Below are 14,570 nucleotides of genomic sequence, written 5' to 3' on the forward strand. Positions count from 1 at the left end.
GTGGCCATCGCCGCGGCCCAGCTCGCCGGGTACGAGCTGGACGGGGGTGCGGCGGTCGCGGCCACCGTGGCGGCCGAGCGGTGCCTGGCCATCGACCGGTACCACGACGAGGGGTGGCGGGTGCTCGTCGCGGCGTACGAGCGCAACGGCGACCTGGGCGCCGCCCAGCGGGCCCGCGGCCGTTATGCCGAAGCCCTCGCCGAGCTGGGCATCTCGTCGCAGGTCGTTCACTGATCGCGGTGCACCCGGGCCCGGCCGACGGCGACCGACTCCGCCCGGACCGTGACCGGTACGTGGGCCGGCAGCGAGTCCACGATCAGCGTCCGGATCCGGGCCGGGTCGACCGGGGCGCCGGCGCGGGTCCGGACCGTCACCTCGATCCGGGGTTCCGGCGTGCCCGGCAGCCGGGAACCGGGGTGCGGGGACCAGCCGCAGCCGCCGGTGTCCACCACCTCGACCGTGCCGCCGGTGAGCAGCTCGACGTGTTTGGCCAGGCCGCGCCGGGTGCCGCGCCACCGGTGCAGCTGCACCGCCTCAGCCACCAGGGCCCGCCGCTGAGCCAACGGCCACCCATCGTCCAGCGGGTACGCGACCCAGCCGGCGAGCCAGTCGAGGAAGTCCTCCGGCGCCAGGTGCGGGTCGAGGTACGCGGCGAAGCTGTCCAGGGTCAGCAGCGCCGGGGCCAGCACCTCGTCCAGCGCCGCGGTGAGCTGCTGCACGAACTCGTGCTCCTGGTAGACCGCCGGCAGGGTCTGGCCGATCGGGTGGGCGGTCGGCGCCTGGTCGAGTCCGGTCCGCATGCTCATCCTTCGGTGATCCTGATCTGGTGGCCCCGAGATATCACCAGGCCGTGCGGTGGCAGGTCGATGCGCTGCACCGGCCGCACGTCGGGTGAGCTGCGCGCTCTGGCCTCGTACAGCTGGACGTCCTCGACCAGATCGAGCCCGGGCAGCCGCTGGAGCACGGCGAAGATCTCGCCGGACTGCACCGGCCGGCCGAACGGCCAGCCGGTGCCGTCCGGGCCACCGACGACCGGGTTCAGGTAGCGGTACAGCGCTTCGGTGGCCTGGCTGAGCAGCGTGTCGCGAGTGGTACGCGTCCGCGCGTGCAACTGCGCGACCACCGTGACGCCCAGGTAGTACGGCGGCTCGACCATGACGCGGGCGCCGAGGCACCGCCGCTCCTCCAGGTAGTCGGCGATCCGGGCGAGCGTCTCGTCGCTCGGCTGCGGTTCGGCCGCCGCGGGATCCAGCGCCTCGGACACCTTCGGTACGACCAGCAGCCGCACCGCGCCGGGCTGATCCGGCACCGGTACGCACTTGACCCGGGCCACGTCCGGCGCGGCCTCGCGGGCCAGGTACTCGTAGTCGTCCACGGTCACCGCCCGGTCCCGGGTCCGCAGCAGCAACGGCCCGCGCAGCGCCGCATCGGCCACCGATTCGCCGTCGACCCCGCCGCTGCCCGCCCGCCGGTTGGTCACGCTGGTCACGAACGGCACCGGGTCACGCTGCACGCGCAGGACGTTGCGGGCCACGTTGCCGCGTTTGCCGCCGCCGGTGCGGTACCGCGGCACCCGGATCGGCGCAGCCTTCGGCGGAACCTTGCCGTAGTAACGCAAAGTCCCGTCCGGCTCGCGGGTCGCGGGCCCGAACACCACCTCGCCCTGCACCCGGTCGACCATGAAGTGCGGGTCACCTGAGCCTGAAGCGGCGAAGGTCTGCACCTCGTGCCACTGCTCCCAGTCGTTGCCGCCGGCGACCTCGACGACCAGGTCGCCGGTGGCGGCCACCGGCCGGCGCTGCAAGGGGAAACGCTGACCCGGTACGCCCTCCGACATCCCGACCACCTCGTGCTCCACCGTGTCGGAATGCTCGGCGCCGATCGTGCCGCCGATGGTCGCGGCGCTCACTCCGAGGATCCCCGGAGTGTTGGTGTAGTACGCCTGCTTGGGCCGTGGTTCGACCGTCCGGCAGCGCAGCCAGCCCGCGCGGTGCCGGCCGATCAGCGACACGACGTGCGACGGCGGCACGTGCAGCACCACGTCACCGGGCTTGTTGAGGCCGCCGGTGTCGTCCCGGTCGACCTCGCACGGCGCCCACTCCGTACCGGTCCAGGCCTCCCACTGCAGCGGCGGATCGTCGGGCCGGACACCCACGCCCCGGACCGGGCAGTCGAGCCGCAGCAGCACCGCGCATCGGGGGACCGCGGCCGACAGTCCGAACAGGACTGCGTCGCCGATCCCGGGCGGCTGGGCGAAACACTCCACGCCGGCGCCGCCGCGCAGATCCTCGGTGCGGTCGAACGGCTGTCCGCCCGCACTCCAGGTCATGATCCGCGACAGCGAGCACGGCACGATGAACAGGTCGTCGCGGGTGTGGAAGACGACCGGCTCCTCCGCCTCGGTCTGCACGCACGCCACCTCGGCGCCCGCCGGGACCGTCACGGCGGCGTCGCGCGCGGCCGACAGCCAGAAGGTGACGTCGCACCGGGCCGCCGTCGGCGGGAACAGCCGCAGGCCGATCAGCTCGAGGAACCGCAGGTAGTGCAGGTCCGGCACCCGGTTGAGCCGGTAGATGAGCTGGTCGACCATCATGGCGAAGGTCTCGATCAGGGTGACCCCCGGATCGGAGACGTTGTGGTCCGTCCATTCCGGACAGTTGCGCTGGACCAGGCGTTTGGCCTCGTCCACGAGGTCCTGGAAGCGGCGGTCGTCGAGGTTGGGGGCCGGCAGCGACATCAGACACCGTCCTGCTCGATAGCGCCGTCGCCGCCGTCGTGGGCGGGGATGACGTAGAAGGGGAAGACCAGGTTGCGCGGGTCGTTGTCGCCGCGGATCAGGTAGCGGATCTCGATGAGCAGGGTGCCGCGGTCGGCCCGGTCGAAGGACACCACGACGTCGCTGACCGCGATTCGGGGCTCCCAGCGGTCCAGGGCCAGCCGCACCTCGTACGCGATCTGCCCGGCCGTGGCCGCGTCCGCCGACGCGAACACCAGGTCGTGGATGGCGCAGCCGAACTCCGGCCGCATCGGCCGTTCCCCGGGGGCGGTGGCCAGGATCAGCTGGATGCTCTCGATCACCTCGCGCTCCCCGGCGACCAGCGCGATCGAGCCGGTGACGTCGGTGTGCACCGGGAAGGCCCAGCCGGCGCCGATGAACTCCTCGCGCATCTCAGCCTCCGATCAGCACGGTGAAGCAGCCGGCGACGATCGGCGCCCCGCAGGCGGCCAGGTCACCCATCCGGGCGGCGGGCATCCCACCGATGAGCACGGTGGGGCAGCCCGGCGGGGCGATCGGGGTCGGCGGGTGCACGGCCGGCGGCGGGAACGAGCACGTGTGCAGCCCGCCGACCGTGGCCGCCGGCAGCCCACCGATCAGCACTGTGGGCACGCCCGGCGGCGTCAGCACACCCGGGTGACCGGTGGGATCGCCGACCCTCGCCGCCGGTGGCATCGTGACCGTCTCCTCTAGTTGATCCGGACGATTCCGCCGCGCACGGTCAGCGCGCCGCCGGCGGTCAGTTCCGCGGTGCTCTGGCCCGCGATCTTCACCTGCGCGCCCTTGAGGTCGAGCAGCCCGGCCCCGGCGTCGACCGTGACGCCCATCCCGCTGATCTTCACCGGGCCGGCGCTGGTCAGCTCCACGGTGTTGGCGGCGCCGTCCAGCTTGAGCAGCAGCTTGCCGCTGCCGGTGCGCAACAGCACCGCGTCGCCGCGCGGGGAGTCGATCAGCTCCAGGCGGTGCCCGGTCCGGCTGACGATCGCCCGTACGCCGATCTCGCCGCTCGCGTCGTCGATGGCCGGCACCTCGGTGGCCGGCGGGGTGTCCTTGCCGTTGTGCAGCCCGCCGAGCACGTACGGCGTGTCCAGGTCACCGCCGGCGAACCCGACCAGCACCTCGTCACCGACCTCGGGCAGCACGAAGAACCCGCGGTCCCGGCCGGCCCCGGCGTGCACGGTACGGGCCCAGCCGCTGGTGAAGTCCTTGGACAGCCAGGGCAGCGTGACCCGGACCCGGCCGGCCTTGAGCGGGTCCCGGACGTCGCTGACGATGGCCGGCACCAGCCCGCCGGTCACCCTCGGCATCGTCGCCTCGGCGCCGCCGGAGACCAGCCCGTAGAGCGAGCGTTCCTGGCGGCCGGACACGGTGAACGCGGTGGTGTAACCGGCCTGGTCGCCGAACTGGTGCCGGGTGCTGGTCAGCGTGTACTTGCCGGCGAACGGCTCGCCCAGGCCGGCCAGCGTGACGGCCGTACCGGCGCGCAGCCTGGGGTTGCCCTTGGCCACGCCGTCCAGCTCGGCACAGGCACCACCGATCTGATCGGCGAGGGCCTGCGCGGCCGCCTTCACCTCACCATGATTGTGGTAAGCCGCACCTGAGGCCAGCAGCGGCGGGCTGCCGAAGGTCCGGGCCATCGCCACCGGGTCCAGGCCCGTCACCTCCGTACCCGGCACGCGGGGAACGGCCGTAGCCGTGAGCTCCTGCTTCTGATCGGCGTTCCACCCCCGCGCCTCCACCTCGGGCACCTGCTCGGCCGCGCTCAGGCAGGCCCGCAACGACACGAGGTTGCGGTTCACCTCAAGCACCAGCGGATCGCGGGTGGCGGCCACGGTCGTCGCCGGGGCCCCGGTGGGCGGATCCGGTACGCGGAAGTCCAGCGTGCTGTCGACGACGGTGAGCCGCGCCCCGACCAGGTAGGCCAGCCGGCTCAGGAACTCCCAGTCGCTGACGTTGTCCTGGCTCAGCTGAGCGTCGGACTGCCCGCCGGCCCCGGAGCCGGCCTCGATCCGGCCGGGCTTGAGCCCGGCCCGGTCGGTCACCTTGCGGACCACGTCCGGGATGGTCATGTTCGGGTACGCCGCCACCCGCCGTCCCCGGAACAGCCGGTGCGCCCGGTCCAGCGCGCGCACCTCGGTGAACGTCCCGGCCGGGTCGATGTCCACCTCCAGGGCGGTCACCTCACCGATCATCAGCGGCTGCGGCGGCCCCGGCTCGGCGGTCTGCACCTTCACTGTCAGCACCGAACCGATCTTCACCTTGGCCTTGGCCAGCACCAACTGCTCCGGGTCCCGGAACCGCAGCACACAGAGGTCCGGCAGGTGCACGCTGTCATCCACGTAGGCCTGGGTGAGCAGCGACATCACGTCGGCCGCCAGGGCGGAACCGTCGAGCTCGACGATGAGCGTGTTGGCGAAGCTCTCGTTAGCCATGGCTGAAACCCTCCGCCACCAGCTCGTCCAGGGCCGGCAGCAGCAGCCGGGTGCCCGCGCGGAGCCGCATCGGGTCGTCGATCCCGTTGGCCTCGGCGACGGCCCGCCACAGGTTCGGGTCGCCGTACGCGTGGAACGCCACCGACGGCAGGGTGTCGCCGGCCACCACCACGTGCGCGTCCCGGGCCGCCAGTGCGCCGGAGGTCGGGTTCTGGCCGCCACGCTCGCCGGAGATCTCCTCCAGCGTCACGGTGCACACCGCCCGTACCGGATTGCCGCTCGGGGTGAAGAGCGTGTACTTCGCGGTGACGCTGCTGACGAAGCCGGGGAAGCCGGTCATCCCGCCCCAGCGGAAGATGACCCACGGCGGCGACGCCTTCTTAGCCTGCCGGCTCTTGTCCGTCGGCACGCAGCAGGCGAAGAGCTGATCGACGATCTTCGGCACCCGGTCGTCCATGGTGTCGGTGGCGTCGAAGAACATCTCCAGGGTCAGCTTGCTCGGATCCGAGCCGGTGAACTGGACCGGCCCGCTCTTCGGCGCGCTGCGCTGGTTCTCCCGCGACCACTTGGCGTTCTTGGTGAGGCTCAGCTCCTTCGGATTGAACTGGAAGTCGATCCGGCCGAGCCGTACCCCGCTGGGCGCGGCGGTGCTGCCGTCCGAGGGCGGCTCCCGCAGCTCGAGGTACGCGTGCTGCAGGTTGGCCGGCGCCCCGGCAGCCGGCGGTGCGGCGCCGGCGGCGGTGAACGTCACGGGAGAGGTCATCGCGGTCCGCCTCAGGCCCCGGCGCCGGGCGCCAGGAAGCCGTGGTGGGCCAGCTCGAGGGTCTCGGTGGCCACCTTCGGCGAATCGGCGCTCAACTGCGGCCCGGTCCACCGCACCGGAATCACCCCGGTCAGCGCCCACCGCGCGATGACCGTGCCCTCCTGGGTACGCGCCTCGATGGTCGCGGTCCGGCGCTTGACGCCACTGGCCATCTCCGTGAAGTACCGCAGAATCCCGGCGCTGGCACTGGTGACCGGCCGGGACAGCTTGACGTTCGAGTACTTCATCCGGGTGGGCAGCTGCCAGACGACCCCGTTGCTGCCGCCCTCCTCCCGCTGCTCCATGACGACCTCACAACCCAGACCGTCACAACTGTTGAAGGAGCCGAGGTTGTCGTCGTCGATGCTGACGACAAAACAGACGGCCACCGCCTCATCGGTGTCGGTCATGGTGGCACTCCCTCTCTCGGACGCCTCAGCGTTCTCTTGGACGCCTCAGCGTTCTCTTGGACGCCTCAGCGCCGCAGGTCGGTGATCAGGCCGCGACGGTCCCGGTCCTTGCGCAGTTCGGCCCGCAGCCGGCGGTAGAGCGGGTCGAACAGGGTTTTGAGCAGCTCTTCCGGTGGGGGTGGGGTGGGCGGTGGTTGCGGGGGTGGGGTGGCGGTTGCCGGTGTGCTTTCGGCTGGGATCTGCACTTCGGTTGATGCGGCGGTTGCCGGCTCGGCGGTTGCCTGCATGACCTGTACGGCCCGCTGGATGGTCTCTGCGGTCGGAGGCTGTGGTGGTTCGTCAGGCCACGACACGATCGTCGGCATCACGGGGGAGGTGGTGGGGCGGGGTGGGGTGGGCTGGGCTGTCGCTCGGCCGGGTTGTGGGGCGGTCGGCATGGCGATGTCGGTGGTGCGTTGTGCTCGGAGGAGCGGCGGGCGGTCGGCTAGCAGGCCGGCCATCGCGGGTTTTTCTTCGGTCGATCGGGCGAGAGGAAGCACGGGTTGTGCCGGTGGCGGGGGCGGTTCGTGCTGGGGACCGGGCGTTGCGTGCTCGGTGTCCGCGAGGTGGGTCGTAGCGGCGTGTGCGCCTCGGGTTGAGGTCAGCATCTCCTGGGTGTTCTGAGCCTCAACTCCGGCGGTCGGTGGGGTCGCGATCCGTTGCAGGGCAGGGGATGTGGTGAGGGGCGGACCGATGGCGCGGGTGGGTCCGGCCGGTCGGTCGGGGAGTGCGGGCGGCGGGACTGGGGGTGGCACGATCGGCGCGCCGAGACCCAGCCGGCGCGGGGGCGGTGGTGCGTCGCCGAGCGTGGTGCGTTGGGCGGTCGCGGGCGGCTTTCGTCCTGGGGTGAGCGACGTCATGGAGACGTCAACCTCACGTTGGACAGGTGAAGGTAGGGGCAGATCCACCGGCCGCGGCAATCCATGATGGACGGCTTCCGGTTGGTCGATGGTGTGGTGGATTGGCGCCGGTGGTCCGACGTTGTCCTCGATAGGCGGTTGCTCGGTGAGGGGCCGGATCGGTAGCGGTGGATCGGTGGTGGGTTGGATCGCCGGCGGTTGGTAGACAGAGGGCCGGGCGGCCGGCGATGGATCGATGGAAAGCTGGATCGCTTGCGGTGGCTCGGCGGAGTGCTGGACCGCTTGCGGTGGCTCGGCGGAGTGCTGGACCGGTAGCGGAGGTTCGCCGGAGGCCAGTGGCGGCGGCTCGGTGCTCGGGTCGGTCCTGGGGAGCGGATCGGCTGCCTTCCCGACTACCGGCTGCGGATCGAAGGCACGTTGCGCGACGGGCGATGACGGCGGTCCACTTCGGACCGGGAGCGGCAGATGAGTCACGTCGTGGCTCGTTTCAGATCCCGTCGAATGCTGGATCGGCGGCATGTCCACCGCATGGCGGTCCGGCGGCAGCTGGTCCACCGCGTGGCGGTCTGGCGGCGGCTGGTCTACCGCGCGCTGGGCCGGCGGTGTCGCACTCGCAGCAGGCTGACGTGGTGGGGGCGGGTCCACTGCGTGCTGGGGCTGCGGTACCGGGCTGGCTGCGTGCCTTGCCGGTGGCATCGAGCCTTCCGCGCGCTGCGCTTGCGGTGCCGGGCCGGCCGCGTGCTGGGTCGGCAGTAGCGGGTCTACCGCGCGCTGCGGCTGCGGCGTCGGGCCGGCCGCGTGCTGGGTCGGCGGTAGCGGGTCCATCGCGCGCTGCGCCTGCGGTGCCGGGCCAGCCGCGTGCCGGGCCGACGGCAGTTGATCTATCGCATGCTCGACGCGCAACTTCGGTTTGGCGTCAGGCGGGGGTGAGTCCATCGCGCGCTGAACGTGTGGCATCAGGTCCGTCGGGTGCCGGATCACTGAGGGCGGTTCGGCCGGCGACTCCGGGCTCGCAGCAAAGTGAAGCGGCGGCAGCGGGTCGTCCGCGCGCTGGTCGTGCGGCACCGGGTTCGTTGCCGGGTGACCCGGCGGAAGGGGATCGACAGTGCGCTGGGTGTGCGGCGCCGGGTCGATCGCTCGCTGGACCGGACTTTCCGCGGGCGTGCCCACCGGCTTCGGACTCGTCGGCAGCTGGGCCGGCGGCAGCGTCTCTTCCGCCTGTTGGGTCCGGGGCGCCGAGCTCGCGTCACGTCGGCCCGACGCGAGCTGTTCCACCGCCCGCTGCACCTGCGGCACCGAGATCGCCGCACGCTCAGTCGACGGTGAGGTCTGCCTGGTCATGGACAGGTGAACTGCACCCGCCGACGGGTCCGTCAACTGCGGAACCAGCGCGGGCGCCCCCGCATCGGCCAGTTCGGTCCCTGCAGCCGCGTCGCGCGCGGGCGTGTCGTCCTTGATATCGACTGCAACGGCGTCCATTGTGGCCGGCGGATCTGCCGTCCACCGCTGGACGAACGCACTCAACCGCCCACCACCACGCTCGGGCCGGTCGCGTGGCACCACCGGCGGAGCCGGCGCCACCGGGACCGCCTCGACCACCCCGGACGGCTCCTCCGGCGTGACCACATGACCCAGCGGCGCGAGCAACCCCGGGCTCTGCCACGATGCCAGCTCCCCGGCGAACCGGCCCGGCGGGTCGATCAGCGGATGTTCGCCGATGACCCGCTGCACCGGCGCCAGATCAGCCCACTCCCGCCGCCTCGCCACGACGGGAGGCGGGCCGGTCACCTCGCGCTCGGCGGTCCGCCGCCACGGCCACATCTGCGCTCACCGTCCCTCGCTGATCCGCGTGTTGAGCTTGGCTATCTCGCCGACGAAGCGGCGGCGTTCGGCGTGTTCCAGGTCGAGGATGTCGTCCAGCGGCCAGTGGAAGTGGTACGCGACGTACGCGACCTCCTCGTAGAGGCGGCCGGCCGCGTACGTCAGGATTCCCCCAGGCGCCCACCGGCCAGGTCTATCGCGAAGCGGTGGCCGCATTCCGGGCAGGCGACCGCCGCCCGGGTGTGGCCCTCGCTGTTGATGCGCCGGTAGAGGTCCTGCAGGAACGCCAGGTCGCCGGCGAAGAGTTGTTCCACGATGCCCGCGTGCACGTCGGTGACCGGGCCGATCCGGGTGACGACCCGGGCCAGCAGCACCACGGTCAGGTACGCCGGGTTCTCGCGTACGCGGTCGTCTCGCAGTGGCACGAGCTCGTCGCGGGCGGTGGCCAGGCGCATCGAGCCTGACCGGTGCACCGTTCCGGATCCGTCCACGTAGCCTCGGGGCAGTTCGAAGGCGAACTCGGTGCGCAGCGGCTCCGGACGCGCCTCCTGCTGCTGGGGGCGGGACTCGGGCTGCTCCACCGTGGCGATCGTGCGCCGCATGGCTACTCGACTTCCATGCGCTCGTACGTGATGACGATCTTCTCCGTGAGCACGCTGGTGTCGCCCGCCTTGAGGGCGCCGATCTCCAGGCTCTTCGGCCACGCGTTGGTCAGCTTGTAGCGCTTGATCGCCGTGCCCTCGTAGTCGTACACGATGATCGCGCCGCCTTTGCGGGCATCCGCCATCTTGCCGAACTGGGCTGCCTGGACCCATTTCTCGAAGCTGTTGTCCCCGGTGAGGCCGCGGGTCAGGGTCACCTCGCCCGCCTTGGGCCGGCCGGGCAGCTTCTTGATGACGTACTTGCCGTCGCTGGTGTTCTGCTTGAGCTCGATGACGTCCTGCTCCATCTTGAGGCCGCTGACCTCGTTGATCTGCTTGATGACGACGCCGTCCACCTCGAGGCCGAACGCATGACCTACCGCTTTGTCGAGTTCGTCCATGACTAGGGTCTCCTCCTCCGACGAGTGACGACTACTCGCTGACCAGGCTGTTGCCGCCGGACATCTGGGCCAGGCGGAAGATGACGAACTCGGCCGGCTTCACCGGGGCGACGCCGATCTCGCAGATGACCTGCCCGGCGTCGATGCTCTCGGCCGGGTTGGTCTCCCGGTCGCACTTGACGAAGAAGGCCTCGGTCGGGGTCAGGCCGAACAAAGCGCCGCTGTTCCACTGCAGCACCAGGAAGGCGCTGATGGTGCGGCGTACCTTGGCCCACAGCGCGTCGTCGTTGGGCTCGAACACGACCCACTGGGTGCCGTTGAGGATCGACTCCTCCAGGAAGTTGAAGAGCCGCCGTACGTTCAGGTAACGCCATTCCGGGTCGCTGGAGAGGGTGCGGGCGCCCCAGATCCGTACGCCGCGGCCCGGGAACGCGCGGATGCAGTTGACCCCGTTCGGGTTCAGCAGCTCCTGCTCGCCGCGGGTCAGGTGGGTCTCCAGGGCGATGGCGCCGCGGATGACCTCGTTCGCCGGTGCCTTGTGCACGCCGCGGGTGGCGTCGTTGCGGGCCCACACCCCGGCCACGTGCCCGCTCGGTGGGACGAAGACGTTGGTGCCGGTGGCCGGGTCGAAGACCTTGACCCAGGGGTAGTACAGGGCGCCGTACGCTGTGTCGTAGCCGGCCAGATCGGTGCGCCACTCCCGCATCTGCTGCGCGGACAGCGACGGCGGCGGGTCGAGGATCGCCATCCGGTCGCCCATCAGCTCACAGTGGGCGATCATGGCGAGCTGGACCGCCTTGACCGACTCCAGGTCGACGATGCCGCGGTGGTACGCCCCCATCAGGTCGGGCGCGGACACCATGGTGATCTCGTCGATGGCTTCCAGGCCGCCGACCCCGGTGCGTTCGCTGGCGTCGCCGACGTAGTCCTCCGTACCCATCTGGCGGGGCGTCGCCGGTGCCGCGGGCGCCTCCCGCAGCGCGACCGTGCCCCGCGGCGGCGTGCTCACACTGTCCGTGGCCGCGGACGGCTCCTCCAGCGTGATGAGCTTGGACCGCTCGCGCACGGCGGTCACGACGTTCTCCTTGCCGCGCTTGACCGTCACGCCGTCGTACGTCTCCACGACCCGGCCGCCGCGCTTGACCACCAGGTTGAAGCGGTCCTCGGCGGGCGGCTGGCCCTCGGCCGGCGGCGCCGGATCGCTCACCTCGACGGAGATCTCGGCCGCCGAGCGACCCGAGCGGGTCTCCTTGGCGACCACCCGGTACGGCCCGAGCATCGCCTGCGGCACGTCGGACTTGCCGTTGCCCTGATCGCGGGCACCGCCGAGCCGTACCACGTAACAGTTTCCGCCGCCGTTGAGGAAGTAGCCGTACACCGCGTGGGCCAGGTAGCAGCCCTCCACGAAGTCGCCGAACTGCTCGGTGAACTGGCTCCAGTTGGAGACCAGCGTCGGCGAGTTGAACGGCCCTTGCGACGCGAACCCGATGAAGCCGGCGACGGCCGTGCCGACCCCTTCGATCGGCCGTGAGCCGGAGCTGACCTCCTCGACGTACACGCCGGGGGACAGGTAGGTGGGCATGGCGCCTCCAGGTCTGGGCTGGTTCTCTTGATGGTTCCGCCGAATCCGGGGCTGCGGCATGGCCGTCGGGCCGCCCGTGAGTGCACACGCGGTGCCCGTTGGGGCAGGCGGTCAGCACACGACCTGGAGGTGGAACGGGGCGTCGGCGAGCGTGGGGACGCCCGTGCCGGGATCGAGCTTGCGGGTGTGGATCTGCACGCTGGTCGGGCGCGACCCGCTCGCCGCGTAGACCACTCCGCCGAGGTCGGCCGGGCTGCCGTCGGCGTCGCCGAGCGAGGCCGCGTAGGAGCACTTCGACACGTCCCGGTTGAAGTTCACCTCCCACACACCTTGCTCACCTCGGCCCACCTCGTCGACCCCGGAGTCCCGCACCGTCCGGCCGTCGGCGTCGACGATGACGAAGAGCCCCGAGCACCGCGTCTGCAGGTGGAACGGCAGGTCGACGCCGGCGCCGTTGCCGCCGCGGGTGCCGACCAGGATGGCGGCCTCGTCCTGCTGCCCGGTGCCGACGTTGATGAGACCGGCCGGCGGCTCCTGGGCGCCGGCCCCGCCGATCGTGGCGACGAACGAGCAGCGCCGGATGCTGCGGTCGAAGCGGAGCTCGTACTGCCCGTCGGCGGTGCGCCGGACCCGCGGCCCGTCGGTGCCGCGGACCACCCGGTCACCGGCGACCACCGCGGTGTCGCCGACGGAACAGCGGACCTGCAGGTGGAACGGGTGGGCGGCGGCCGCGCCGTCGAGGTTGCGGGTCTGCACGAGCACGCTGTTGCGGTTGCTCCCGCTCGCGGTGAAGACCAGACCGCTTTCCGGTACGGGCTGACCACCGGACGCCGCCACAGTGCCCAGGAAGACGCAGTCGTCGACAGCCCGGTCGAAGGTGACCTCGAACCGCCCGGTGCCCAGCGGCGTGACAGTCGTGGCGCCTTTGGTGGACACCAGGGCGCCGCTGCCGTCGACGACAGCCCACGGTGTGTCGTTCTTCTTCGCCGGCTCCGAGCTGGCCGGCTGCGACTTCGGCTGGGCCGGTTCGGAACCACCGGCCGGCGGGACCTGCGGAGCGCTGGGCTGGCCCGGGTTGGCGGGCGCCGAGACCCCGGCCGGAGGCGCCGAGGCCTCGCCACCCGTGAGCTTCTCCGGAGCGAAGGGATCGGTCATCAGGATGAACACCGCGGCGGCGACACCCAGGGCCAGCAGCCCGGTGGCCACCTTGGGGATCCAGCCGGCGATCAGCGGCACGACCTCCCGGGTGCCGTCGAGGCGTACCGGGGTGACCGGCGGCCGCGGCGTACCGAGCACCTGGAACGGCAGGCTGGCCGGCCGGCCGAAGAAGCGCCACGGCGGCCGGACCGACATGTCGATGCTCTGCGAGCCGGGCGGCACCGGCAGCTCACCGGCGGGCAGCGAGAACTTGATCCGCCCGGCCGGGTCGGTCGCCTTGAGCTGTACGGGCTCGACGACGTTGCCCTCGTTGGTGAGCTGGATCCGGTGACTGGTCTGCCACCGGCCGGAGGTGGTCTGCGGGGTCAGCGTGGCCGTCAGGGCCCGGAACTCGGCGACGTCCAGCACGCCGGTCGCGTGCACCTGCAACCCGCGGTGCAGGATCGACGCGGCCCGTACCGTGAACGGCGCCCGGCCCGCCGCGGTGCTCGCCTGCCGCGGCGGTGACCAGCGGATCACGGCCTCGGCGCGGGCATCGGGGTAGACCGCGAGCACCGCCGGCTCGATCTCGGCCCAGCCGGCCGTCGGACCGAGGACCGTGAGGGCGAACTGCTCGACCTGCCCGCCGCCGTTGTGCACCGACACCGTGGTGCTGACCGTCTCGCCCGGCGTGACGGCCAGGGTCGCGTCGGTCAGCGTCATGCTGGCGGCCACGTCGCTGTGGCCGTCCACGCTCGCGCCCCAGCGGGTGGCGTCACCCTGCCGGGGCAGTGGCCGGGCCGGTTCCGGGCGCGGTGGCTGGGCCGGTGGTCCGGCGTTCGGGTCGGTCCAGGCCAGGAAGGCCCCGCAGTCGCGGTTGGTGCAGAAGCGCGAGCCGTCCGGGTTCCGGTGCCCGCACTGAGCGCAGATGATTGCCATGGTCAACTCCCGCCACGCAGTTCACGGACCACGCTGTCCCGGGCGGGACCGGCCCGGCAGGGCGGACCATGCCCTCGGGCAGGCAGTCGACGGTGCCCCATCGGGCAACGGCCTACGGCGCCTGGTCCTCCTGCTCCTCCTCCTGGCGCTGGACGAAGGTCTGCGCCGGCGCTTCTTCCTCCTCCGGCGGCGCCTCGTCGCGCTGGACGGTCGCCGTACCGGTCGGGGTGTCCGGGGTGCGCTGGGCCGTGGGCGCTGCGGGCTGGGCCATGGCCCGCTCCGCGTTGGCCACCGCCGCGCGTTCGAAGCGGTCGGACGGGTCGCTCACCCGTACGCCGGCGCCCGTGTCGGTGCCGTCCACCGGTCCGCTGCGCTGTTGCACCACGTGGGTCAGCTCGTGCGCGAGCATGAGGCGGCCGTCGGCCGACGCCGGGTCGTAGCGGTCGCGCTGGAACACCACACTCGAGCCGACCGTGTACGCCTGCGCGTTCATGGACCGCGCCGAGTCGTGCGCCGCCTGGTCGGTGTGCACCCGTACGTCACCGAAGTCGGCGCCGAGCCGGCCTTCCATGTCGGCGCGGGTGTCCGCGTCCAGGGGGCTGCCCCCGCCGGCACCGACGACCGCGCCGACGCCGGCGTTGCCCACGGTCCGTTGCAGATCCAGCAGCCCGCCGGCGCCCAGCGCCTCGGTACGGCCGGCCGCCGCCGCTCGGTAGGTCAGGTCCTCGCG

At 72.0% G+C, this 14,570-nt stretch carries 15 protein-coding genes; 1 reads left to right on the forward strand and 14 read right to left on the reverse strand.

All coding sequences use genetic code 11. From position 1 onward, the window contains the following. Positions 1-234: hypothetical protein (locus tag AB0C29_RS11275; protein WP_360818543.1), on the forward strand; the 234-nt coding region annotated here is incomplete at its 5' end. Here AB0C29_RS11275 and AB0C29_RS11280 read toward each other — a convergent pair. The 14 genes from AB0C29_RS11280 to AB0C29_RS11345 all read right to left on the reverse strand — a co-directional run. Next, positions 228-800 carry a phage tail protein gene (locus AB0C29_RS11280; RefSeq protein ID WP_360818546.1) on the reverse strand — a complete coding sequence of 191 codons (573 nt, stop codon included), beginning with the start codon at positions 798-800 and terminating at the stop codon, positions 228-230. The two genes, AB0C29_RS11275 and AB0C29_RS11280, sit on opposite strands and share 7 nt — an antisense overlap. A gap of 2 nt (positions 801-802) precedes the next feature. Then, positions 803-2,737 carry a putative baseplate assembly protein gene (locus AB0C29_RS11285; RefSeq protein WP_360818549.1) on the reverse strand — a complete coding sequence of 645 codons (1,935 nt, stop codon included), beginning with the start codon at positions 2,735-2,737 and terminating at the stop codon, positions 803-805. Continuing rightward, the gene (locus AB0C29_RS11290) at positions 2,737-3,168 is read right to left on the reverse strand and encodes a GPW/gp25 family protein (protein ID WP_360818551.1); all 432 of its coding nucleotides are present in this window, start codon (positions 3,166-3,168) and stop codon (positions 2,737-2,739) included. The genes AB0C29_RS11285 and AB0C29_RS11290 overlap by 1 nt, the downstream gene beginning before the upstream one ends. Position 3,169: 1 nt before the next feature. Then, positions 3,170-3,451, reverse strand: coding sequence for a PAAR domain-containing protein (locus tag AB0C29_RS11295; protein WP_360818554.1), 282 nt, complete (start codon positions 3,449-3,451; stop codon positions 3,170-3,172). 14 nt (positions 3,452-3,465) lie between these two features. Then, on the reverse strand, positions 3,466-5,208 hold the full coding sequence (locus AB0C29_RS11300; protein ID WP_360818557.1) for a VgrG-related protein: 1,743 nt from the start codon (positions 5,206-5,208) through the stop codon (positions 3,466-3,468). Then, a complete protein-coding gene (locus tag AB0C29_RS11305; RefSeq protein ID WP_360818560.1) occupies positions 5,201-5,971 on the reverse strand; it encodes a LysM peptidoglycan-binding domain-containing protein in 771 nt (256 codons plus the stop codon). Before AB0C29_RS11305 ends, AB0C29_RS11300 begins: the two co-directional genes overlap by 8 nt. Positions 5,972-5,982: 11 nt before the next feature. Beyond that, entirely contained in the window at positions 5,983-6,420 is a 438-nt protein-coding gene (locus AB0C29_RS11310; protein WP_360818563.1) for a phage tail protein, read from the reverse strand. 65 nt (positions 6,421-6,485) lie between these two features. Then, positions 6,486-9,050 carry a hypothetical protein gene (locus AB0C29_RS11315; protein ID WP_360818565.1) on the reverse strand — a complete coding sequence of 855 codons (2,565 nt, stop codon included), beginning with the start codon at positions 9,048-9,050 and terminating at the stop codon, positions 6,486-6,488. Between the two features lie 96 nt (positions 9,051-9,146). Continuing rightward, a complete protein-coding gene (locus tag AB0C29_RS11320) occupies positions 9,147-9,356 on the reverse strand; it encodes a DUF6760 family protein (protein WP_360544604.1) in 210 nt (69 codons plus the stop codon). Continuing rightward, the gene (locus tag AB0C29_RS11325) at positions 9,302-9,742 is read right to left on the reverse strand and encodes a hypothetical protein (protein WP_360818568.1); all 441 of its coding nucleotides are present in this window, start codon (positions 9,740-9,742) and stop codon (positions 9,302-9,304) included. The genes AB0C29_RS11320 and AB0C29_RS11325 overlap by 55 nt, the downstream gene beginning before the upstream one ends. A gap of 2 nt (positions 9,743-9,744) precedes the next feature. Beyond that, positions 9,745-10,182: a phage tail protein gene (locus AB0C29_RS11330; RefSeq protein ID WP_360544600.1), complete on the reverse strand. Its 438-nt coding sequence runs from the start codon at positions 10,180-10,182 to the stop codon at positions 9,745-9,747. Between the two features lie 31 nt (positions 10,183-10,213). After that, positions 10,214-11,764, reverse strand: coding sequence for a phage tail sheath family protein (locus AB0C29_RS11335; RefSeq protein ID WP_360818571.1), 1,551 nt, complete (start codon positions 11,762-11,764; stop codon positions 10,214-10,216). A gap of 111 nt (positions 11,765-11,875) precedes the next feature. After that, positions 11,876-13,840: a hypothetical protein gene (locus AB0C29_RS11340; protein ID WP_360818574.1), complete on the reverse strand. Its 1,965-nt coding sequence runs from the start codon at positions 13,838-13,840 to the stop codon at positions 11,876-11,878. A gap of 112 nt (positions 13,841-13,952) precedes the next feature. Beyond that, the coding region (locus AB0C29_RS11345; protein ID WP_360818577.1) for a DUF4157 domain-containing protein at positions 13,953-14,570 on the reverse strand (618 nt) is incomplete at its 5' end.

Source organism: Actinoplanes sp. NPDC048791, from assembly GCF_040650095.1.
Taxonomy (GTDB): domain Bacteria; phylum Actinomycetota; class Actinomycetes; order Mycobacteriales; family Micromonosporaceae; genus Actinoplanes.